Raw genomic sequence first — 22930 nt, 5'->3', positions numbered from 1 at the left:
CCGAACGCGAGATCAGTTCTCGCGCTTCTCCTTGATCTTCGCGGCCTTGCCGCGCAGGTCGCGCAGGTAGTACAGCTTGGCGCGACGCACGTCACCCTTGGTGACGAGCTCGATCTTCTCGACGATCGGGGTGTGCACCGGGAAGGTGCGCTCGACGCCCACGGAGAAGGAGACCTTGCGGACCGTGAAGGTCTCGCGGACACCGGCGCCCTGGCGGCGGATGACTACGCCCTTGAACTGCTGCACACGGGAGCGGTTGCCCTCGATGACGCGGACGTGGACGTTGACGGTGTCACCCGGGCGGAAGGCCGGGACGTCGCTGCGCAGCGACGCGGAGTCGACGGAGTCGAGCAGGTGAGTCATGATCGTCTGCTTTCTTCACCGATGCCACAGGTCATCGGCGGGAGGTATGCGATGAGATTCGGTAGCTGATCGCGTCGGGCCTTGCGTCGTTCCCCCTGTGGCAGGGGCGCAGGCTGGACGTACAGCAGCGGCCTATTCTTCCACGGCCATGGGCGTTGGCCCAAATCGCCCGTCGGGGCCGGGGCCCCAGCCCAGGATCGAGAGCATTTCCCGGTCCTTCTTGTCGAAGGCCTTGGGGTCCGTGCGCCCGATCAGGTCCGGCCGGTGGCGCACGGTGCGGCGCAACGCCTCGTCCCGGCGCCAGCGGGCGATCTTGCCGTGGTGGCCGCTGAGCAGCACCTCGGGGATGTCCCGGCCGCGCCACTCGGGCGGCTTGGTGTAGACGGGCCCTTCCAGGAGGTTCGCCATGGCCCCCGGCGCGAAGGAGTCGTCCTGGTGGGAGGCGGCGTTGCCGAGGACGCCCGGCAGCAGGCGCGCCACGGCCTCCGTGATCACGAGCACCGCGGCTTCCCCGCCGGCGAGTACGTAGTCGCCGATCGAGACCTCGTAGACCGGCATGCGGGTCGCGTACTCGTCGATGACGCGTCGGTCGATGCCCTCGTAGCGCGCGGGCGTGAAGACCAGCCAGGGGCGCTCGGAGAGCTCGACCGCGAGTTCCTGGGTGAAGGGGCGCCCGGAGGGCGTGGGGACGACCAGGACGGGCCCGTGCGCCCCGCTCTCGTACCCGTCGGCGAGGACGTCGTCGAGGCAGTCGCCCCACGGCTCGGTCTTCATGACCATGCCGGGGCCGCCGCCGTAGGGGGTGTCGTCGACCGTGTTGTGACGGTCGTACGTCCACTGCCTCAAGTCGTGCGCGTGGACGTCGAGTTGACCACGCGCGCGTGCCTTGCCGACGAGCGAGACGTTCAGCGGCTCGAGGTACTCGGGGAAGATCGTGACGACGTCGAGCCTCATGCGGACTCTTCCTCCGAGGCGTCGCGGGAGGAGGCGACCTCCGCGCGGTCGTCGATCAGGCCCGGCGGCGGGTCGATGACCGCCTTCTGCTCCTCGAGGTCGATCTCGGTGACGATCTCCTCGACGAACGGGATCATGACCTCGCTGCCGTCGGGGCGCTCCACGATGAACAGGTCCTGCGAGGGCAGGTGCGAGATCTCGGTGATGCGTCCCACCTCGGTGCCGTCGACGGTGACGACGTCGAGGTCCATGAGCTGGTGGTCGTAGAACTCGTCCTCGTCCTCCGGCAGCTCCTCCGGGTCGACCTCGGCGATCAGGAGGGTGTTGCGCAGCGCCTCCGCGCCGGTGCGGTCGCGTACGCCCGCGAAGCGCAGCAGCAGGCGCCCGCTGTGCACCCGGCCGGACTCGATGGTCAGCGGTCCCGTGGAGGCGGGGTCGGTGGCGAGCACCGCGCCGGGGCCGAGCCGCAGCTCGGGCTCGTCGGTGCGCACCTCGATGGTGACTTCACCCTTGATGCCATGGGCGCGGCCGATGCGCCCCACTACCAACTGCACGGTGCGAAACTCTCCTGTCATACGACTAGGGCCGGGGACGGCCCGTAAGCCCTCCCCGGCCCGAGCCGGTGTTCAACTTGTCAGCGAACCTGGTCGACGTCGACGAGGTCGACGCGGACTCCGCGGCCGCCGATGGCGCCCACGACGGTGCGCAGGGCACGCGCGGTGCGGCCGTTGCGGCCGATCACCTTGCCGAGGTCGTCGGGGTGGACCCGGACCTCGAGCACGCGCCCACGACGCAGGTTGCGCGAGGCGACCTGCACGTCGTCGGGGTTGTCGACAATGCCCTTCACGAGGTGCTCAAGAGCCTCCTCGAGCATGCTCAGGCCTCGGTCGACTCGGACGCAGCGGCCTCGGCCGTGTCGTCCTTCTTCTCAGCCTTCTTCTTCTGGGTGATGGCCTCACCCTTGGGCTCGTCGGCCGTGGCCAGCGCCTCGAAGGACGGGCGAGCCTTCTTGGGCTCGGCGACCTTCAGCGGCTCCGGAGCCGGCAGGCCCTTGTGCTTCTGCCAGTCGCCGGTGAGCTTCAGGATGGCGAGAACCGGCTCGGTCGGCTGCGCGCCGACACCCAGCCAGTACTGCGCGCGCTCCGAGTCGACCTCGATGCGCGAGGGGTTCTGCACCGGGTGGTACAGACCGATCTCCTCGATGGCCCGGCCGTCACGGCGGGTACGGGAGTCGGCGACGACGATGCGGTAGTGAGGCGAACGGATCTTGCCCAGACGCTTCAGCTTGATCTTGACTGCCACTGGAGTGGTGTCTCCTGGTCTTGACGTGGGTGGGCACGGCGAGATTGCCGCGTGGGGTTGCGGTACCCGAGTGCCCGATGGACGCGTCAGCCGGAGGAGAGAGGGGTCCTGTGCGACTGTCGAGTACAGCTGTCCATTGTGCCATACGCCGGTGGGACGACCGACCCCGCGTCCGGCCACCCCACCAGGCGCTGAGCGCTCACCCCGCCGCCACGCCGACGACCTCCGGGATGCGGAACGGCTTGCCGCATCCGCCGCACACGATCGGCGCCTGCGCGAGCACCGACGGCACGACGCGGACATTGCGGCCGCAGTCACAGACGGCCTTGACGCGGACGCCGCCCCCGGAGGAGCCGTGGCGCGCGGCCGGGCCGCGGAAACTGCGCTTGGTGTCCGCGGCGGTCGCCACGGTGTGCGCCTTGAGGGCGCGCTGGAGCCGCTCGATCGTCTGCCGGTAGCGCTGCTTGGCCTCCGGGTTGAGCGTGACCAGCGAGAAGCCGCTGCTGGGGTGCGGCTCATCGGGATGGTCCAGGCCCAACTCCTCGGCGATGGCGAGGAATCTGCGGTTGTGGTACCGGCCGGCGCGCGAGGTGTCGCGGACTCCGCGCGCTGCTGCGATGCCATGGACTGCCTCGTGAAGCAGTCGCTCGAAGGAGAGCTCGTGTCCGCAGGCGGACGACGACTCCCCGATCAGGGATTCGGGCGCGGCAAGATCCGGCAGTTCGGGGTGGTGCCGCTGAATGTCGGCCCACGCCCCTGCCAGCTCTGCGGCGAGAACAGGTGGTGTCGTGCTCACGTCGTGACAACGAGCCGGGGTGCCTCTGTGTTCCTATTCCGGGGCATCCCAAATATTTTGCACGTACCAGTCAGTTGCCGCTCATGCGTCCTGACGAGGGCGGGTGCGCTGATCTGCGGAGAAGCTTCACAGCTCACACCAAGGTGGTGCGTAGTAACACGTACGCCCCGGCGTGTACGCGAGCCGCGCGCCGGGGCGTCCGTTGCACAAGTCCTGTTTTCGGCCTCAGTACGCGCGGGCCACCACGGCGACGTTACCGGGTGCGTCATCCGCGTCGGGCACCGACCCGTCCGCGGCGAGCAGACACCGTACGGACACCGCGTGCTCCGCGAGCTTGGCCTCGCCCTGCTCGCCGAGGGCGGCCCACGGGATGCGCGCCCAGCCTCCGGCAGTGGCCGCCTCGACGGCCTCGTCGACGGTGGTGACGTCGCTCGTACGGGACGTGCGGCGCTCGCGCGACTGCTTCAGGAGCAGTGCCTGATCCTCCTCCAGGACCGTCGGCAGCAGCCCGGCCAGGGAGTCGACGGACACGGCCTCCTTGCCGCCGGGGATGCGCCGGGCGAGCATCGCGGTGCCGTTCTCCAGGTCGCGCGGTCCGATCTCCACCCGTACGGGGACGCCCTTCAGCTCCCAGTCGACGGCCCGCCTCCCGAAGGGGACGTCCGTACGGTCGTCCACGTGCACGCGGATTCCGGCCGCCTTCAATACGTCGCCGATCTCGCGCACCTTCTGGAGCACCGCCTCGTCGCCCTTGATGGCGAGGACGACGACCTGTGTGGGGGCGAGGCGGGGCGGCACGCGCAGGCCGTTGTCGTCGCCGTGCATCATCACGAGGGCGCCGATCATGCGGGTCGTCGAGCCCCAGGACGTCTGCCAGACCAGCTCCTGCTTGCCTTCCTTCGACAGGTACTGCGTGCCGAACGCCCTGGCGAAGTTCTGGCCGAGTTCGTGGCTCGTGCCCATCTGGAGGGCCTTGCCGTCGCCCATCATCCCTTCGAGGGTGAGGGTGTTGATGGCGCCCGCGAAGCGCTCCTTGGGGGTCTTGCGTCCCAGGAGGACGTCCATGGCGAGGACGTTCTCCATGAAGTCCGCGTACACGTGCCGGTGGATGCGTGCCGCGAAGTCGCGCGCCTCTTCGTAGGTCGCGTGCGCCGTGTGGCCCTCCTGCCACAGGAACTCCGTCGTACGAAGGAAGAGCCGGGGCCGCAGCTCCCAACGCACCACATTGGCCCATTGGTTGATGAGGAGGGGAAGGTCGCGGTAGCTCTGCACCCACTTGGCGAAGTACTCGTTGACGATCATCTCGGAGGTGGGGCGGACGACGGCGGGCTCCTCGAGCTCCTTGCCGCCGCCGTGCGTGACCACGGCCAGCTCGGGCGCGAAACCCTCGACGTGGTCGGCTTCGCGCGCGAGGTAGGACTGCGGGATCAGGAGGGGGAAGTACGCGTTCTGCGTGCCCGTCTCCTTGATGCGCGCGTCCATGTCCTGCTGCATCCGCTCCCACAGGCCGTAGCCGTACGGCCGGATGACCATCGTGCCGCGCACCGGCCCGTTGTCGGCCAGTTCGGCCTTGGAGATCAGGTCCTGGTACCAGCGCGGGAAGTCTTCCGCCTGGGGCGTGAGAACAGGTGCTTTGGCCATGGCGCGCATGCTACGGCGCGAGGCGTACGTGCCCCGAATCCTTTTCGCCCGGATGCCCGTGCGCACCGTCGTGCGCCCGTCATATGACGCTCCGAGGGCGCACGACGGTGTGCGCGGGCATTGTCGGCACGCCTGCCAAACACCCCCTAGACGTGACGGACGATGCGGAGTTCCCTGGCATACGGGGGGCGTGCGGGCAGCGCGCGGACACGGTCGGCACGGCAGAGCGACATCGCACGGCAGAGCGACATCTCTCGAAGAATCTCGGCAACTCTCGGCATCTCTCGGTGGATTGGGGCACTTTCGATGACACCTACGCTCGTGCGGCGACACCTCCCCCTCGCGGCACCGGCACCGCGCGCGGACCGGGACGCACGCGCGCGTGACTGGGCAGAGATCCAGGAGCGGATGCTGGTGCCCGTCTACGAAGCGGTCTACCAACGGCTCGAGGTCGGTTCCGGCACCCGCCTCCTGGCGCTCGGCTGCGGCTCCGGGCTCGCCCTGCTCATGGCGGCCTCGCGCGGCGCCTCGGTGACCGGCGTCGAGGCCGAGCGGCCCGAGCGGCTGGCACTGGCCCGTGAGCGGCTGCTGCCCACCGCCTGGAAGGAGCGCGGGCCCACGGGCACCCGCCTGTCCGACGGCGGCGACGACGGCACGGCGCCCACGGGCCCGGGCGGGACCCCGTACGACCTGATCACCGCCTTCCAGCCGATCGGCTGCACGGCCGGCGACGCGGACGGTCTGTCGACGCTGCTGGCGGAGGCCGCGCCGCTGGCGCAGCGGGGCGCTGCCGTGGTGCTCGTCGGATGGGGCCCTCCGGAGCGCTGCACCACGTCGTCCGTCCTACGGGTGGCCGCGAAACTCGCCGACCCCCTCCGTAGTACGGGCAGTTGGCGGCCCGCCCTGCGGGACGACCTCGAAGAGGTGGCTCAGCGAGCGGGGCTGCGGCCCGACGGATCGGGGCGCGTGGCCTGCCCCTTCGGGTACGCGGACACGGAGAGCGCGGTGCGCGGCCTGCTCTCCACCGGGCTGTTCGACGCGGCAGTGGGGGCGACCGACCTGGCACAGGTGGACAAGGAAGTGACGGAGGCGCTGCAGCCGTACGTACGCGGCGACGGCACGGTCTGGATGTCCAATGTCTTCCGGTACCTGATCGCGCGGACGGTGTGAGGCCGGACGGTGTGAGGCACGAGCCGCCCGCTCAGTCCTTGGTGAGGCGCGTGATGCCAGCGACCCGGTACGCGTCGGCCTCCTCCAGGGTCTCGCTCTCCATCAGCGCGGCAGCGAGCGCGTCCAGCTTGTCGCGGTTCTCGCGCAGCTTGTCGCACGCCTCCGCGTAGCACTCGTCCACGATGCGGCGCATCTCGCCGTCGATCGTGTCCAGGGTGTCCGGGGCGGCGGCGAGTCCGTACGCCTGCTGCGCATCGTTCGGCAGCGCCGACAGACGGCCGACCTTCTCGCTCATGCCCCAGCGGGCGACCATGCCGCGGGCGATGTTGGTGACCTGTTCGAGGTCGTTCTCGGCTCCGGTGGTGATGACTCCGTAGACGACCTGCTCGGCTGCCATGCCGCCCAGTGCCCCGATGATGCGCCCGCGCAGGTACTCCTCCGTGTACGCGTACTTGTCTGCATCCGGGGTGGACAGCGTCACGCCGAGGGCCCTGCCGCGCGGCACGATGGTGATCTTGCGGACCGGGTCGGCGCCGGGCTGGAGCATGCCAAGGAGGGCGTGACCGCTCTCGTGGAAGGCGGTGCGGCGGCGCTCCTCCTCGGGCATCACCAGGGGCCGCTCGGCGCCCAGCTGGACCTTCTCGAGCGCCTCGGAGAGGTCGGTCTGCGTGACCTCCTTCTGCTTGCGCTTGACGGCGAGGAGGGCTGCCTCGTTGGTGAGGTTGGCCAGTTCGGCGCCGGTCATGCCCGGTGTCGTACGGGCGACTTGGGCGAGGTCGACGTCCTGGGCGAGCGGGATCTCCCTGGAGTGGATCTTGAGGATGGCCTCGCGGCCGCCGCGGTCGGGCGGCGAGACGTTGACGACGCGGTCGAAGCGGCCAGGCCGGGTCAGGGCAGGGTCGAGGACGTCGGCGCGGTTGGTGGCGGCGATGACGATGACGCCCTCGGAGCCGGTGAAGCCGTCCATCTCGGTGAGGATCTGGTTCAGGGTCTGTTCGCGCTCGTCGTGGCCGCCCATGCCGGAGCCGCCACCGCGGGCCCGGCCGATGGTGTCGATCTCGTCGATGAAGATGATGGAGGGCGCGACCTTGCGGGCTTCGGCGAACAGTTCCCGTACGCGCGAGGCACCGACGCCGACGATCATCTCGATGAACTCGGAGGCCGAGGCCGAGAAGAACGGAACCCCGGCTTCACCCGCGACCGCGCGCGCGAGCAGCGTCTTGCCGGTGCCGGGCGGGCCCGCGAGGAGCACGCCGCGCGGCATCTTGGCGCCCATCTTGCGGTACTCGTCGGGGTTCTTGAGGAAGTCGACGACGTCGTTGAGCTCGCCCTCGACCTCGTCGATGCCGGCGACGTCCTCGAAGGTGGTGCGCTTCTTGCCGGGCTCCAACTCGACCGGTTTCGGCGGCTGTTTGCGGCCCAGCATGCCGCCCGCCCCGCCCATGCCCTGGCTCATCCGGCGCGCGATGAAGATCCACAGGACGACGAGGAGCAGCATCGGGGCGAGCGAGATGAGCAGGTTGGACAGGAAGCTGCGCTCCTGGACGACCGGTTCGGCCGTCACCGTCACGTCGTGCTTCTCCAGGTTCTCCCACAGCTGGTCGTCGGCGAAGGACGGCCGCTGCGTCGTGAACTTGGTGTAGTTGTCGCTGCTGCTGTCGCTGTCGCCGGGAGTGGGCTGCTCCTTCTTGAGCTGGCCCTGGATCGCGTCGCCCTTGGAGTAGATCTTGGAGACGTTGTCGTTGGCGACCTGCTTGCTGAACTCGGTGTACGAGATCGTCGGCTCGTCGCCCTCGTTGAAGAAGGACAGGACCAGGTTGGCGATGAGGTAGACGATCAGCGCCGTGAGGATGAGGCTGCCCCAGCCGCCGGGCATCTTGCGCTTGGGCGCCTGCGGGGGCGGGGGCGGCGGCGCACCCTCGGAGCGCCACGGCTGATCGGTGCGATCGCGCGGGGGTACGGGGTTCGCCACGCCTTCTCTCCTTCGCCGCCGGTCCTGGGCCCATCAGCGCACACATCACGGGGGCCCGCCACCGGGGAAGAGACGCGCGAAGGGCCCGGAACCGCATCGGTCCCGGGCCCTTCAAAAACGTACGCGGACAGTGTCCGGGCAGGTCAGCCCATGAACTTCTTGAACTCGTCGGGGAGCTCGAAGTCCTTGCCCGCCTGCTGGTCCGCGCCGGGCAGGCCGAGCGCGCCGCCCGCCTGAGCGGCCGCCTCGCGCCGGGCCGCCTCCTCCTGCTCCTGCTGCTTGCGCTTCATCGGGTTGCCGGAGCGCTGCTTGCCCTTGGCCTTCTTCGGCTGCTTCTTCGTCCGGCCGGCGCCGCCGCCCATCCCGGGCATGCCCGGCATCCCCGGCATGCCGCCGCCCTGGGCCATGCGGGACATCATCTTGCGGGCCTCGAAGAACCGCTCGACCAGGTTCTTGACGGCGCTGACCTCGACGCCGGAACCCTTGGCGATACGGGCGCGGCGCGAGCCGTTGATGATCGTGGCGTCGGCGCGCTCGGCCGGGGTCATCGACTTGATGATCGCGGCGGTGCGGTCGACGTCGCGCTCGTCGAGGTTGTTGATCTGGTCCTTGATCTGACCCATCCCCGGCAGCATGCCGAGCAGCTTGGAGATGGAGCCCATCTTCCTGACCTGCTCCATCTGCGCCAGGAAGTCGTCGAGCGTGAAGTCCTGGCCCTTCTTGGAGGCCAGCTTCGAGGCCATCTTCTCGGCCTCTTGCTGCGAGAAGGTCTGCTCGGCCTTCTCGATCAGCGTGAGCATGTCGCCCATGCCGAGGATGCGGGACGCCATGCGGTCCGGGTGGAACGCGTCGAAGTCGTCCAGCTTCTCGCCGTTCGAGGCGAACATGATCTGGCGGCCGGTGACGTGCGCGATCGACAGCGCCGCACCGCCTCGGGCGTCACCGTCGAGCTTCGACAGGACGACGCCGTCGAAGCCGACGCCGTCGCGGAACGCCTCGGCCGTGTTGACCGCGTCCTGACCGATCATGGCGTCGACGACGAAGAGGACCTCGTCGGGCGAGACCGCGTCGCGGATGTCGGCGGCCTGCTGCATCAGCTCGGCGTCGATGCCGAGGCGGCCCGCGGTGTCGACGATGACCACGTCGTACACCTTGGACTTGGCGTACTCGATGGAGTCCTTGGCGACCTGCACCGGGTCGCCCACCCCGTTGCCCGGCTCCGGCGCGTAGATGCCGACGCCGGCGCGCTCGGCGACCACGCTCAGCTGGTTCACCGCGTTCGGGCGCTGGAGGTCACAGGCGACGAGCAGCGGCGAGTGCCCCTGGCCCTTGAGCCAGCTGCCGAGCTTTCCGGCGAGGGTCGTCTTACCGGCACCCTGCAGACCCGCGAGCATGATCACGGTCGGGCCGGTCTTGGCGAAGCGCAGACGGCGGGTCTCGCCACCGAGGATGCCGATGAGCTCCTCGTTGACGATCTTGATGACCTGCTGGGCCGGGTTCAGCGCCTGGGAGACCTCGACGCCGGCAGCCCTGGTCTTGATCTGCTTGATGAATGCCCGGACGACCGGCAGCGCGACATCGGCTTCCAGCAACGCGATTCGAATCTCGCGTGCCGTGGCGTCGATGTCCGCCTCAGAGAGACGGCCTTTCCCCCGGAGGGTCTTGAAGGTATTCGCCAAGCGGTCGGAGAGAGTGTCGAACACGGCGCTCGTCGGTCCTCAGGTTCGTCGGATGGTGGGCAGTCGCCCCCCAGGGTATCTGGCGCGCGAAACAAAGCGCCCCCGCCTGCCGGATCCGGCAGGCGGGGGACAGCGCCCCGCGCAGGCGGGGACGACGCGTGCGAAACCTCGGCGCCGGCCGCACGACGAGCAACGCTGCGCAGGCGCACGCCACTCAGACCTGCAACGCCCCTTCCACCGCCCTGGCCACCGACACCGCCTCCGCCGACGGCAGCGGTGCCCCCTCGGGCCCGGTGACGTAGAACGCGTCCACCGCGTTCGCCCCCAGCGTCGACACGTGCGCGGAGCGCACCCGTACGTCGGCGGCCTCCAGGGCGCGCCCGATCCGGTGCAGCAGGCCCGGCGCATCCTGGGCCCGCACTTCGATGACCGTCGCGAGGCGGGACGCGGCCGAGGCCACGGTGACCCGGGGCGGCGGTGCCACCACGCCGCGCCGGCGCGGATAGGCCGCGTCCCGCTCGGCGAGGCGGGCGGTGATGTCGAGCGATCCGTCGAGGGCGCGTACGAGATCGGCGCGGAGCCGGGCGGCCTGCGGCAGGGACCCGTACTCGGCTGCGACCCGCCAGTCGAGCAGCAGGACGGCGCCCTCCCCCGCCTCCGGGAACGTCAGGGCCCGCAGCTCGGCCGCGCGCACCGCGAGCCGGTGCACGGCGAGCACCCCGGCCACCGCGGGCAGCACCCCCGGCTGGTCGGGCACGGCGATCAGCAGCTCGACGCCGAGCGGCTCCGGGTCGCCCGCCTCGCCGGCGGAGCCGTCCGGCACCGCTTCCGTCTGCGCGCGCAGCGCGAGCACCGGGCCGCCCGTGCGCAGCGCCTCCAGGGCGAGCCGCTCCTGCTCGGCGGTGGGCTCGGCGGTGACGGAGGCCACCGCGTCGACGGGTTCGTCCCCGGCGAGCACCGCCGCGACCCGCTTGACCAGATCGGCGACGAGCGAGCCGCGCCAGGTCGACCAGGCGGCGGGCCCGGTGGCGAGCGCGTCCGCCTCGGTGAGGGCGTGCAGCAGCTCGAGCGTGCCGACCGAGCCGACCGCGTCCGCGACGGCCCGTACGGTCGCCGGGTCCTCCAGGTCGCGCCGGGTCGCCGTCTCGATGAGCAGCAGGTGATGGCGTACGAGACAGGCGAGCACCGTCACGTCCGCCCGGTCGAAGCCGATCCGGGCCGCGACGTCCCGCGCGATGATCTCGCCCGCGACCGAGTGGTCGCCGGGCCAGCCCTTGCCGATGTCGTGCAGCAGCGCGGCGACGAGCAGCAGGTCGGGACGGCCGACGCGGCGGGTCAACTCGGCTGCCTGGACGGCGGTTTCGACCAGGTGCCGGTCGACGGTCCAGGTGTGCACGGCGTTGCGCTGGGGCCGGCACCGCACCCGCTCCCAGTCCGGCAGCAGCCGGGTGATCAGCCCCTCGGCCTCCAGGGCCTCCCACACCTCGACCGTGGGGCGGCCCGCACCGAGCAGCGTCACGAGCTGTTCGCGGGCCTCGGCGGGCCAGGGCGTGGGCAGCGGCCGGGCGGCCGAGGCCATCCTGCGTACCGCGTGCAGCGACAGCGGGAGCCCGGCCTGGGCGGCAGCGGCGGCGGCGCGCAGCGGGAGGACGGGGTCGCGCTCGGGCCGGGCCGCACGGGCGAGCACGACCTCGCCGTCCATCTCGACGACGCCCTCGGCGAGCGGCGAGCGCTCCGCGGGCGCGGGCCTGCCGCCCAGCATGGCGCGCAGCCGGGGGCGTACGGCACGGGATTTGAGGACCCGGCCCACCTCGCGCCAGGTGACATCGCTGGCGTACGAGACGGTGCGCGCGGCCTCGTACACCTGGCGCAGCAGTGTGTCGGCGTCCAGCAGGCCGAGTTCCGCGGCGACCTGGTCCTGTTCCTGGAGCGCGAGGCGGTCGGTGGCGCGGCCGGTCGTCAGGTGCAGGGCGTCGCGCACGTCGAGGAGGCGGCGGCGCGCGTCGGCGAGGCCCTCGCGCGGCGCGTCGGCCAGCCAGGACGCGGCGACGGCCCGCAGTGCCGTGGCGTCCCGCAGTCCGCCGCGCGCTTCCTTCAGGTCGGGTTCGAGCAGGAACTGCAACTCGCCCTGCCGCTCGGCCCGTTCCTCGCACAGCTCGTGCAGTTCGGGGAGCCGCTTGGGGGCCTGGTTGCGCCAGTCCGCGAGAACGGCGGTGCGCAGTCCCGCCGTCAGGCCGAGGTCGCCCGCGATGTGCCGCGCGTCCAGCAGGCCCAGCTGCACCTTGAGGTCGTCGCCCGCCGTCTTGCGGGCCTCGACGGGGGTGCGCACGGAGTGGTCGAGGGCGAGGCCGAGGTCCCACACCGGGTACCAGATGCGGTCGGCGAGGGCGGCGACCTCCCCGGCGTCGGCGGAGCCGTCGTGCAGGAGGAGCAGGTCCAGGTCGCTGCGCGGGGAGAGCTCGCCGCGCCCGTAGCCGCCGACGGCGATCAGGGAGACGCCCGGCGCACCCGCCCCGAACAGCTCGGTGAGCCAGTCGTCGGTCAGTTCCGCGAGGGCGGAACGGCGCGGCGGCCCGGACTGCGCCTCTCCTTGGAGGAGGCGCAGCCGGGCCGCCGCGTAGCCGCTGGGTTCGTCCGCTGCTTCGGTCCGTACGTCGTTCACACTCGTCACCCAGCGACTCCCGTCCCTTGCAAGGCAGTTCGTTACAGCGCGTCCGGTCCGCGCTCGCCCGTACGGACCCGTACGGCCGTCTCGACGGGAACCGCCCACACCTTGCCGTCCCCGATCTTGCCGGTCCGCGCGGCCTTCACGACGACGTCGATCAGCTGCTCGGCGTCGTCGTCCTCGACCAGCACCTCGATACGGATCTTGGGCACGAGGTCGACCGTGTACTCGGCCCCACGGTAGACCTCCGTGTGGCCGCGCTGGCGGCCGTAGCCGCTGGCCTCGGTCACGGTCAGGCCCTGGACGCCGAAGGCCTGGAGGGCTTCCTTGATCTCGTCGAGCCGGTGCGGCTTGACGACCGCGGTGATGAGCTTCATGCGTCGACCTTCTTCGTGTCCGTAGCCGTACCCGTGGCGACCGGCGATGGCACCGCCGTGCGGGACGCCGTGCCGCCGCCCGCGCCGCTGAAGTCGTACGCGGTCTCGGCGTGCTCGACCTGGTCGATGCCGGACACCTCGTCGTCCTCGCTGACCCGCATGCCCATCGTCTTGTCGATGAGGAAGGCGAGGATCGCGGAGGCGACCAGCGAGTAGCCGAGGACGGCACCGACACCGGCGCACTGCTTCCACAGCTGGTCGAAGGTGTGGTCGCCGTAGAGGACACCGGCCGCGTCGGACTGGCCGCCGCCCGTGGCGAAGAAGCCGATGAGCAGGGAGCCGACGACACCGCCGACGAGGTGGACACCGACGACGTCGAGCGAGTCGTCGTAGCCGAACTTGTACTTGAGGCCGACGGCCATGGCGCACAGCACACCGGCGATGGCACCGATGGCGATCGCGCCGAGCGGCGAGCAGGAGCCGCCGGACGGGGTGATCGCGACGAGACCCGCGACGGCACCGGAGGCCGCGCCGAGCGAGGTGAACGCGCCGTGCCGCAGCTTCTCGTAGGCCAGCCAGGCGAGCATCGCGGCGGCGGTGGCGACCTGCGTGTTGATGAACATCAGCGCGCCGACGCCGTCGTCGTTGCCCAGCCACGAACCGGCGTTGAATCCGAACCAGCCGAACCACAGGAGGCCCGCGCCGAGCATCGTCCACGGCAGCGAGTGCGGCCGCATCGGGTCCTTCTTGAAGCCGACGCGCTTGCCGATGACGAGGATCACGCCGAGGGCGGCGGCACCGGCGTTGATGTGCACGGCCGTACCGCCGGCGAAGTCGATGACGCCGAGGTCGAAGGCCCAGCCGCCGGTCCCCCACACCCAGTGCGCGACCGGGAAGTAGACGACCGTGGCCCACAGGGCGATGAACAGGGCCCACGCCGAGAACTTCACGCGGTCCGCCAGGGCACCGCTTATCAGGGCGGGCGTGATGATGGCGAACATCAGCTGGAAGACGGCGAAGACGTAGATCGGGATGGTGTAGCCGTCCCAGAGCTGGGTCAGGCCGATCCCGCTGAGACCGACGTAGTCGCCGTCCCAGCCGATCAGCGACCCCTTGTCGGTGCCGAACGCGAGCGAGAAGCCGTACAGCACCCACAGGATCGTGACGATCCCGAGGCTGATGAAGCTCATCATCAGCATGTTCAGGGTGCTCTTGACGCGGACCATGCCTCCGTAGAAGAAGGCAAGACCCGGCGTCATGAGCATCACCAGGGCGGAACAGATCAGCATGAAGCCTGTGTTCGCGGCAGAAAGCTTGGGCGCTTCTGCGGCAAGCGTGATGGCGGCTGGTGCCATCGGCGTCTCCTCGTCATTGGTACGGCCCCGTGCGGGCGAAGCCTGAAGCGGTCATGAGGGGTGGGCCGGTTATGCGCCAAGAGATTGGCGCAGCGCGGTTTCCGTGGGTGCCCCTCGATGTTTCGCCGCAGTGACGAAGAGGTCGTGGGTGTTACGCGTCCATGAACTGCCGGATGGGGCGGCCGCCGATCGTTATCGTGGCGCAACCAAGCGGCGACACGGCCGGGACACAGCAGACCGGCCGCGACGGTCGTCCGCGATGACCTGGCGTGGGGGAGCCGAGTCGGGCTGTTCGGGACGACCGGCCGCGGCCGGCGCAGTGGGGGTCCGTACGGACCGGTGTCAGACCGCGGCCTCCGCGGTCTCGGGCAGGTGAAGGGCCAACTGCTCGGTCAGCTGGATGACTTGGGCCACGTCCCCGAAGTCGCGGACCGCGGTGTCGACGGTCTTGCGGATACGGGTGTTGACCCGCTCGGAGCGCACCTTCCTGGCGATCGACAGCGCCTCCTGCGCCAGGACCGTGCACTGCTCCGGCTCCCGCTGGAGCAGGTGCACCGTGGCCATCCCGATCAGGTTCAGTGCGTACGAACGCTGGTGCTCGGCGTCCTTGGAGAACAGCTCGACGGCGCGCTGCATCACGGGCTCGGCCATCGACGCGTACGTGGGACTGCGGCCGGCGACATAGGCGAGGTCACGGAACGAGTGGCTGTTCTCCCCGTGCAGTTCGGCCTCGGAGAAGAAGCGGATCCAGTCGGGATCCGGGTCGTCCCAGTCGTCGGCGTCGGTGAAGGTGTCCTCGGCCATGCGCACGGCCCGCTTGCACTTGCCGGGCTGCCCCATGTTCGCGTACGCGCGGGCCTCCATCGCATACAGCATGGACTGGGTGCGCGGGCTGGCGCAGTCACGACTGCCGTACTGCGCGAGGTGGATGAGCTCCAGGGCGTCGTCCGGGCGGCCGAGGTGGATCATCTGCCGGCTCATGCTGCTGAGGATGTACGAGCCGAGCGGCTTGTCCCCGGCTTCTTTCGCGGCGTGCAGGGCGAGCACGAAGTACTTCTGGGCGGTGGGCTGCAGGCCCACGTCGTAGCTCATCCACCCGGCCAGCTCCGCCAGTTCGGCCGCGACCTTGAACAGGCGCCTGGTGGTGGACTCGGGCTGCGGCTCCTGCAGCAGGTCGGTGACCTCGTGCAGCTGGCCGACGACCGCCTTGCGGCGCAGGCCTCCCCCGCACTGGGCGTCCCACTGGCGGAACATGACGGTGGTGGACTCGAGCAGGTCCAACTCGGGCCTGGACAGCCGGTTCCCCCGGCGCTGTGCCGCGGCGTCGACCTCCGCCCTGGGGGCCGCGCCGCCCGGCGTCGGCACCAGCCAGCGCTGCATGGGCTCGATCAGCGAGGGCCCCGCGGCGAGCGCGAGGGAGCTGCCGAGGAAGCCGCGGCGCGCCAGCATCAGGTCGCTGCGCGAGAACTCGCCGATGAGGGCCACCGTCTGCGGGCCCGTCCACGGCAGGTCGACACCGGACACCGAGGGCGCCTGGTGCGCGGCCCGCAGGCCGAGGTCCTCGACGGCGACCACACAGCCGAACCGCTCGGAGAACAGCTCGCTGAGGATGCGCGGGATCGGCTCGCGCGGGTTCTCCCCGTCGAGCCAGCGCCGCACCCGTGAGGTGTCGGTGGAGATGTGGTTCGCACCCAACTGCCGTGCCCGTCGGTTCACTTGACGCGCCAGCTCGCCCTTCGACCAGCCACTGCGCACGAACCACGAGCCGAGCAGTTCGTTCGGGCGCTTCTCAGCGTTCGTCACGCTTCCGCCGCTGCCGCCCACTGGAACGCCCCCATCCCTGAAGCCATCTAAGACACTCAATGTCCGGTCCTGTCGGCCACTCTTACTTGCCCGGGTTGCCCGCAAGCCCTATCAGGATGCCGTCAACTAGGGCCTCCCGTCCGGCAGTTGTCACTCCTCGAACAGGAAACCGACTTGCCTGCGGCATACCCACGGGTGCACACACCCTCAGGGTTCGTGCACTGAAAGTAATCCTACGATCACCCCTCCGGCGAGGGCGAACCTGGAAACGCCACCATTCGCCACCCCTTCGAATGAACTCAGGTACGGCCACACACGATTCACTTGACATAGGACAGCCGGAAGTGGGCGGAACGGTGTGCGACGGGGCGTGCATCACCGGGCGCACCACCCCCGGGCGCGACGCGGCGCCGCCTCGTCCGGGCGACAGGCACGCCACGTCACGATCCGATTCCGTCTCGTAACCACCGGCGCGCAGGACCCGTTGGAGGGGGCATGGGCTTCACGATCGGCGGCATCCGGGAGATGCGCTCCGGCTCACGTCGCCGCGGCCGCACGTCCGGCCGCGCTTCGGACTGCACCACGGTGGCGGAGTTCACCGGGCTGTGGGGCTGGGACGTGGTGCCCGGCGCCCGCGCGGTGAGCGGGGTCTGCTCCTGCGGCCGGGCCGACTGCCCGGCGCCGGGCGCCCATCCGCTCGACCCGTCGGCGGTGGTCCCGGCCGGCGCCACGCTCGACGAAGTGACCGAGTCCTGGGGCCGGTTCCCCGGTGCCGCGGTCCTGCTCCCGGTCGGCCGCGCCTTCGACGTCATCGACGTGCCGCAGGCCGCGGGTCGCCGCGCGCTGACCCGGATGGAGCGCATGGGCCTCCCGCTCGGCCCGGTGATCGCCACCCCCGAGGGCCGCGCCCACTTCTTCGTGGCACCGGGGGCCGCGGCCGAACTGCCCGCCCTGCTCTACCGCACGGGCTGGGACGACGCCTCCCTCGACCTGCACGCCCTCGGTCCCGGCGCCCACGTCACGGCCCCGCCGTCGGACCGCGCGGGCCTGGGCCCGGCGACCTGGCTGCGCCCCCCGTGCCTGGACACGGCGACCCAACCGCCGCAGGCGCGGCTGCTGTTGGGGACGCTGGCGTACGTGGCGCACCGGTCGCCCGGCGCGTAAGCCGCCCGCAGACAAGGAAGCGCGTAAGCCACCCGTACGCAAAGAAGTGCGGGGAACCGGCTCCGGTTCCCCGCACTTCTGCGACTCCTGCGACGCCTGAGACGCCTGCCCGTACGACTACTCGCCGATCAACGCGTCCACGAACGCCTCGGGCTCGAACGGCGCCAGGTCGTCCGGTCCCTCGCCCAGGCCGACGAGCTTCACCGGCACGCCCAGCTCCCGCTGGACCGCGACGACGATGCCGCCCTTGGCCGTGCCGTCGAGCTTGGTCAGCACGATGCCGGTGATGTCGACGACCTCGGCGAAGACGCGGGCCTGCACCAGGCCGTTCTGTCCGGTCGTCGCGTCGAGCACGAGGAGCACCTCGTCCAGCGGCGCGTGCTTCTCCACGACGCGCTTGACCTTGCCGAGCTCGTCCATCAGACCGGTCTTGGTGTGCAGCCGGCCCGCGGTGTCGATGAGCACGACGTCCGCGCCGGCCTCGATGCCCTCCTTCACGGCGTCGAAGGCGATGGACGCCGGGTCGCCGCCCTCGGGCCCGCGCACCGTACGCGCACCGACGCGGTCGCCCCACGTCTGCAGCTGGTCGGCGGCGGCGGCACGGAAGGTGTCGGCCGCACCGAGCAGCACGTTCTTCCCGTCGGCGACGAGGACTCGGGCGAGCTTGCCGGTGGTGGTGGTCTTGCCGGTGCCGTTGACCCCGACGACCATCACGATGCCCGGGGTGGCCCCGTTGACGTTCCCGTCCGTCTTCACGGAGCGGTCGAACTCGGGGACGAGCAGCGTCAGCAGCTCCTCGCGCAGCAGGCCGCGCAGTTCGTCCGGGGTGCGCGTGCCGAGCACCTTGACGCGCTCGCGCAGGCGCTCGACCAGCTCCTGGGTGGGCTGCACGCCGACGTCGGCGGTGAGCAGCGTGTCCTCGATCTCCTCCCAGGTGTCGTCGTCGAGGTGCTCGCGCGACAGGAGCGTGAGGAGCCCCTTGCCGAGCGCGTTCTGCGACCGGGAGAGCCGGGCGCGCAGCCGCACCAGGCGGCCCGCGGTCGGCTCCGGCACCTCGACCTCGGGAGCGGCGGGCTCCTCGACGACCGGGGCCGGGGGCTCCTCTTCGGTGACCGGCTCGGCGGCCGGAAGGTCGACCTCCTCGATCGTGCGCCGCGCTTCGTCGCGCGGCGTCTCGGCCTCGTCGCCGACGTGCGGCTCGGTGGGCGGGGCGGCGGTGATGTCGGGGGTCGACGGGGGCGCCGGCGGCAGCTGCTTCTTCTTGCGACCGCTGACCACCAGCCCGCTGACCGCGCCGATCAGGACCACGGCGATGACTACAGCAAGGATGACGATTTCCATAACCCGTCCAGTATCAGTCATGGGCCCCGGACAAGGCCGTTCTCGTAGCTTCCTCCGAAGGACAAAGGCCTCTGGAGGGAACTACTCGGACTAAAGTACGATGGAGGAGGTTGCATCAACGCGCGTAGAGTCCAGCGCGTCCCCTCTTCCCGCCCCACCCCACAGAGGCACGGAACCCCACCGCATGAGCAAGACCGCCGAAACCGAAGGCGCTCTGGAGACGCGTGGCATCGAGCCCGTCCCCGATGCCGAGCGCACCGCCAGGACCCGGGAGCTCTTCCCCACCTGGGTCGCCGCCAACATCAGCGTGCTGCTGCTCACGATGGGCGCGAGCCTCGTCGTGGCGTACAAGCTCAACTTCTGGCAGGCGATCGTCGTCGCGATCGCGGCGCCCGTCCTGTCGTACGGCCTGGTCGGCCTGATCGGCATCGCGGGCAAGCGCGGCGGCGCCCCCGGCATGGCGCTGTCCCGCGCGGTCTTCGGCCAGCGCGGCAATCTGCTGCCCGGCTCGCTGATCTGGGTCGCTCGCTGGGGCTGGGAGACGATCAACGCGGTGACGGGTGCGTACGCCGTGCTCACCGTCCTGGACATCCTGTTCGGCATCAAGCAGAACGACTTCCTGGTGATCGTCACGCTGCTCTGCTTCGTGGTCGCCACGTTCGCGATCTCGGGTCTCGGGATCAACGCCGTACAGAAGTGCAACAAGTACGCGACCTACCTCTTCGGCCTCTTCACGCTGATGGTGCTGATCTACCTGATCGTCGACACCGACTGGTCCAAGGTCTTCGACCAGCCCGCGGGCAAGATGTCGCTGATGGTCGCGGGCATCGGCATGATCGCCGCGGGCGGCGTCAGCTGGATCCCCTCCTCCCCCGACTTCACGCGCTACCTGCCGCGCACCGCCTCCTCCAGGGCGATCGTGCGCAACTCCGTCGGCGGCGCCGGCATCGTCGTCCTGCCGATGGTCCTGATGGGCGCGGTCATGGCCGTCTCCGTCCCGGACCTGGCCTCGGCCGCCGACCCGGTCTCCTTCCTCGGCGACCTGCTGCCGATGTGGATCGCGGTGCCGTACCTCCTCATCGCCCTGGTCGGCATGCTGCTGATCAACGCGATGTCGATGTACTCGGCCGGCTTCACCGCGCAGACCCTCGGCTTCAAGGTGCCGCGTCACTGGGCGGTCTCCATCAACGCGCTGATCTCGCTGATCTTCGGCGGCATCCTGATGCTCGTCGCCACCAGCTTCATGAGCTCGTTCATCGCATTCCTGTCGCTGCTCGCGGTCGCCTTCTCCGCCTGGGTCGGCGTCTTCGGCGCGGACATGCTGAAGCGCAAGCACTACGACGCCGAGGCCATGCTCGACACGACCCGGACCAGCGCCTACTGGTACAAGGGCGGCTTCTCCCCCGCCGCCGTCGTCGCCTGGGCGGTCGGCCTCGGCGCGGGCCTGCTGTTCACGTCCTCGACCTGGTTCAGCGGCCCGCTCGCCTCGAACAACTTCATCGGTGAGTACGGGCTCGGCTGGATCGTCACGATCGTCGTCTCGGGCCTGCTGTACCTGGCGCTGCCCAAGCCGGCGGACACCACGAAGGCCCCGAGGAAGCCGAAGAGGCCGCAGCCCTGGCTGTCTGACGCTCCGTCAGCTACCGTCCCCCTTCACCCGAGCCCTGGCCCGCGCGAAGGGGGACTGTCGTATGCCCGTGTCCGTCGTACGGTTCAATCTGGTCGATCCGGCCGGCACTCCCGAGTCGCTCAGCGCCCGCTACAAGGCGGCCGTGGAGATGTCGGCGTACGCCGACGAGCGCGGCATCGACACGATCCAGATCGAGGAGCACCACGGCGTCGCCAACAACTGGCTGTCCTCGCCGTTCACCTTCGCGGGCGCGGTCTTCGGCGCCACTCAAGGAAATTCTGCGGCGCGAAGCGCCTCGTTGAGGGGCGGTGGTCGGGCGACGGGCGGGCGGATCGCCGTCACCGTCTCCGCGATCATCGGCCCGCTGTACGATCCGCTGCGCCTGGCCGAGGACATCGCCGTCCTCGACCTGGTGAGCGGCGGCCGCCTGGTGACCGTGGCCGGGATCGGCTACCGGCCCGAGGAGTACGCCCAGTTCGACGTGGAGTGGAAGCGGCGCGGCAAGCTCCAGGACGAGCTGCTCGACACGTTGCTGAAGGCCTGGACGGGCGAGGAGTTCACCTACCGCGGCCGCCGGGTGCGGGTCACCCCGCGCCCGTTCACCCAGCCGCACCCCCTGCTCCTGGTCGGCGGCTCCTCACAGGCGGCCGCACGCCGGGCGGCCCGGCTCGGCCTGCCCTTCTTCCCGAGCGCTCACCTGCCGGAGCTGGACGCGTACTACAAGGAGAAGCTCGCCGAGTACGGCACCGAGGGCTGGACCATGATGCCCGCGAAGACCACGCCGCTCCTGCACCTGTCCGAGGACCCGGACCGCACCTGGGCCGAGTACGGCGAGCACTTCCTGCACGAGGCGCGGACGTACGCGTCCTGGCAGTCGGGGGACATCAAGTCGGCGGTGCGCTCCGGGGCTTCGACCGTGGCGGAACTGCGCGCCGAGGGCGTCTACCGCATCGTCACGCCCGAGGAGTGCCTGGCCCAGGGCCTCGACAACTACGTACTGCACCCCCTGTCCGGCGGCATGCCGATCGAGGAGGGCCAACGCAGCCTGCAGCTGTTCGCGGAGCGGGTCGTGCCCGCGCTGAAGGGCTGAGCCGGACACGACGTCGCCCCCGGTCCGGGCGGGTGCCGGGCCGGGGGCGACGGGGATGTACGGGGAGATGGCAGCGGGGTCTTGTTTCCATCTCCCCGGGTCTTGCGGGGAGTTCGGGCCTAGCCCATCTCCTCCAAGGACTTGCCCTTGGTCTCCTTCACGAACTTCATGACGAACGGGATGGAGAGCGCGGCGAAGGCGCCGTAGATGATGTACGAGCCGCTCAGGCTCCACTCCGACATGCTCGGGAAGGTCTTGGTGATGGCGAAGTTGGCCAGCCACTGGGCCGAGGCCGCCACACCGAGCGCCGCGGCGCGGATCCGGCCCGGGAAGATCTCGCCGAGGAGCACCCAGACCACCACGCCCCAGGAGAGGGCGAAGAAGAGGACGAAGGCGTTGGCGGCGATGATCGCGGTCAGGCCCTGGGCGTTGGGGAGCGAGACGGTGTCACCGGAGCCGGTCTTGTACGAGAAGGCCCAGGCGCAGGTGAACAGGGCGGCGGCCATGCCGACGGAGCCGATGATCGCGAGCGGCTTGCGGCCGATGCGGTCGACGAAGACCATCGCGATGACGGTACCGATGATGTTCACGATCGACGTCTCGAACGAGTACAGGAACGAGCTGGAGGGGTCCTTGCCGATGGACTGCCACAGCTGGTTCGAGTAGTAGAAGATGACGTTGATGCCGACGAGCTGCTGGAAGACGGAGAGGCCGATGCCGATCCAGACGATCGGCAGGAAGCCGGCCTTGCTGCCGAGCAGGTCCTTGAAGGACGACTTGTGCTCGCTGCGCATGCCCGCCTCGATCTCGCGGACGCGCGCGTCGGCGTCGATGCCGGCGCCCTCCACCTCGGCGAGGACCTTCTTGGCCTGCTCCTCGCGGCCCGCGGAGATCAGGAAGCGCGGCGACTCGGGGATCGCGAAGGACAGCAGCCCGTAGAGCAGGGCGGGGATGACCATGACGCCGAGCATCCACTGCCAGGCCTCGAGGCCGCCCAGCTTGCCGCGCTGGTCGCCGTCGGCCATGTTCAGGATGCCCCAGTTGACGAGCTGGGAGATGGCGATGCCGATGACGATCGCGGCCTGCTGGAACGAGGCGAGCCGGCCGCGGTACGCGGGCGGGGCCACCTCGGCGATGTAGGCCGGGCCGATCACGGAGGCCATGCCGATGCCGAGACCACCGATGACGCGCCACATCGTCAGGTCCCAGGCGGCGAAGGGCAGCGAGGAACCGACGGCGCTGATGGCGAAGAGCGCGGCGGCGATCTGCATGACGCGGATACGGCCGATCCGGTCGGCGATCCGGCCGGCGATGGCCGCACCGACGGCACAGCCGAGGAGCGCGGACGCGATGATCCAGCCCAGGGTGTCGGCACTGACGTCGAACTTGTGCTGGATCGCGACGGTGGCGCCGTTGATCACGGAACTGTCGTAGCCGAACAGGAAACCGCCCATCGCGGCCGCCGCCGTGATGAAGATGACGTGCCCGAGGTGGTCGGGCTGGGCGTCCCTGGCTCCTGACGAAGGTGCCGAAGTGCTGGTCACGTGTACTCCTCGGGCCACCGGCTTCGCTGCCGGGGGTGGGGGCGAGCCCTTCAGTAGTGATTCCAGTGGCGCACAACTTCACGC

General features: G+C 70.3%; 18 protein-coding genes and 1 pseudogene. 4 read left to right on the top strand and 15 right to left on the bottom strand.

The features are described 5' to 3' along the window. Positions 1 to 12 precede the first annotated feature (12 nt). The 7 genes from rplS to proS form a co-directional block, all read right to left on the bottom strand. On the bottom strand, positions 13 to 363 hold the full coding sequence (gene rplS / locus ACIBUY_RS29915; protein ID WP_365575433.1) for a 50S ribosomal protein L19: 351 nt from the start codon (positions 361 to 363) through the stop codon (positions 13 to 15). 132 nt (positions 364 to 495) lie between these two features. After that, the gene (gene trmD, locus ACIBUY_RS29910) at positions 496 to 1317 is read right to left on the bottom strand and encodes a tRNA (guanosine(37)-N1)-methyltransferase TrmD (protein ID WP_365575430.1); all 822 of its coding nucleotides are present in this window, start codon (positions 1315 to 1317) and stop codon (positions 496 to 498) included. Continuing rightward, positions 1314 to 1871, bottom strand: a complete 558-nt coding sequence (rimM, locus tag ACIBUY_RS29905; RefSeq protein ID WP_365575427.1) for a ribosome maturation factor RimM — start codon at positions 1869 to 1871, stop codon at positions 1314 to 1316. The genes trmD and rimM overlap by 4 nt, the downstream gene beginning before the upstream one ends. Before the next feature lie 80 nt (positions 1872 to 1951). Continuing rightward, a complete protein-coding gene (locus ACIBUY_RS29900) occupies positions 1952 to 2191 on the bottom strand; it encodes an RNA-binding protein (RefSeq protein ID WP_014176063.1) in 240 nt (79 codons plus the stop codon). Between the two features lie 2 nt (positions 2192 to 2193). Further along, complete coding sequence (rpsP, locus tag ACIBUY_RS29895; RefSeq protein ID WP_365575424.1) at positions 2194 to 2619, bottom strand: 30S ribosomal protein S16; 426 nt, start codon at positions 2617 to 2619, stop codon at positions 2194 to 2196. A 199-nt stretch (positions 2620 to 2818) separates the two neighbouring features. Continuing rightward, positions 2819 to 3415 (bottom strand): hypothetical protein, encoded by a 597-nt coding sequence (locus ACIBUY_RS29890; protein ID WP_365575421.1) that lies wholly within the window; start codon positions 3413 to 3415, stop codon positions 2819 to 2821. A gap of 225 nt (positions 3416 to 3640) precedes the next feature. Next, positions 3641 to 5056, bottom strand: a complete 1416-nt coding sequence (proS, locus tag ACIBUY_RS29885; RefSeq protein WP_399154263.1) for a proline--tRNA ligase — start codon at positions 5054 to 5056, stop codon at positions 3641 to 3643. A 306-nt stretch (positions 5057 to 5362) separates the two neighbouring features. Between proS and ACIBUY_RS29880 the strand changes: the two genes are divergently transcribed. Continuing rightward, positions 5363 to 6226, top strand: coding sequence for an SAM-dependent methyltransferase (locus ACIBUY_RS29880; protein ID WP_365575415.1), 864 nt, complete (start codon positions 5363 to 5365; stop codon positions 6224 to 6226). Between the two features lie 31 nt (positions 6227 to 6257). On the opposite strand, the gene ftsH is transcribed toward ACIBUY_RS29880, so the two are convergent. From ftsH to ACIBUY_RS29850, 6 genes are all read right to left on the bottom strand, one after another. Then, entirely contained in the window at positions 6258 to 8198 is a 1941-nt protein-coding gene (gene ftsH, locus ACIBUY_RS29875) for an ATP-dependent zinc metalloprotease FtsH (RefSeq protein WP_365575412.1), read from the bottom strand. Between the two features lie 143 nt (positions 8199 to 8341). Further along, positions 8342 to 9901: a signal recognition particle protein gene (ffh, locus tag ACIBUY_RS29870; protein ID WP_365575409.1), complete on the bottom strand. Its 1560-nt coding sequence runs from the start codon at positions 9899 to 9901 to the stop codon at positions 8342 to 8344. Between the two features lie 190 nt (positions 9902 to 10091). Next, a complete protein-coding gene (locus ACIBUY_RS29865; protein ID WP_399154262.1) occupies positions 10092 to 12548 on the bottom strand; it encodes a [protein-PII] uridylyltransferase in 2457 nt (818 codons plus the stop codon). A gap of 32 nt (positions 12549 to 12580) precedes the next feature. Next, the gene (locus tag ACIBUY_RS29860) at positions 12581 to 12919 is read right to left on the bottom strand and encodes a P-II family nitrogen regulator (protein WP_116509391.1); all 339 of its coding nucleotides are present in this window, start codon (positions 12917 to 12919) and stop codon (positions 12581 to 12583) included. Continuing rightward, entirely contained in the window at positions 12916 to 14274 is a 1359-nt protein-coding gene (locus ACIBUY_RS29855) for an ammonium transporter (RefSeq protein WP_365575403.1), read from the bottom strand. Before ACIBUY_RS29855 ends, ACIBUY_RS29860 begins: the two co-directional genes overlap by 4 nt. Positions 14275 to 14616: 342 nt before the next feature. Continuing rightward, positions 14617 to 16098 (bottom strand): hypothetical protein, encoded by a 1482-nt coding sequence (locus tag ACIBUY_RS29850; protein WP_399154261.1) that lies wholly within the window; start codon positions 16096 to 16098, stop codon positions 14617 to 14619. Between the two features lie 474 nt (positions 16099 to 16572). On the opposite strand from ACIBUY_RS29850, the gene ACIBUY_RS29845 reads away from it, so the two are divergent. Beyond that, positions 16573 to 17241, top strand: coding sequence for a bifunctional DNA primase/polymerase (locus ACIBUY_RS29845; protein ID WP_365575397.1), 669 nt, complete (start codon positions 16573 to 16575; stop codon positions 17239 to 17241). Between the two features lie 117 nt (positions 17242 to 17358). Here the strand turns inward: ACIBUY_RS29845 and ftsY are convergent, their stop codons facing one another. Continuing rightward, positions 17359 to 18582, bottom strand: a complete 1224-nt coding sequence (gene ftsY / locus ACIBUY_RS29840) for a signal recognition particle-docking protein FtsY (RefSeq protein WP_365580517.1) — start codon at positions 18580 to 18582, stop codon at positions 17359 to 17361. Positions 18583 to 18766: 184 nt separating this feature from the next. On the opposite strand from ftsY, the pseudogene ACIBUY_RS29835 reads away from it, so the two are divergent. Together ACIBUY_RS29835 and ACIBUY_RS29830 are read left to right on the top strand one after the other, a co-directional pair. Beyond that, positions 18767 to 20173 (top strand): annotated as a pseudogene (locus ACIBUY_RS29835) (cytosine permease); the annotation flags it as partial. A 100-nt stretch (positions 20174 to 20273) separates the two neighbouring features. Further along, a complete protein-coding gene (locus ACIBUY_RS29830) occupies positions 20274 to 21302 on the top strand; it encodes an LLM class flavin-dependent oxidoreductase (protein ID WP_399154260.1) in 1029 nt (342 codons plus the stop codon). A 119-nt stretch (positions 21303 to 21421) separates the two neighbouring features. On the opposite strand, the gene ACIBUY_RS29825 is transcribed toward ACIBUY_RS29830, so the two are convergent. Further along, on the bottom strand, positions 21422 to 22846 hold the full coding sequence (locus ACIBUY_RS29825) for a sugar porter family MFS transporter (protein ID WP_365580509.1): 1425 nt from the start codon (positions 22844 to 22846) through the stop codon (positions 21422 to 21424). Positions 22847 to 22930 lie beyond the last annotated feature (84 nt).

This window comes from Streptomyces sp. NPDC050085 (assembly GCF_044460595.1).
GTDB lineage: Bacteria > Actinomycetota > Actinomycetes > Streptomycetales > Streptomycetaceae > Streptomyces.
This window is presented reverse-complemented; position numbering and strand designations above follow the sequence as displayed.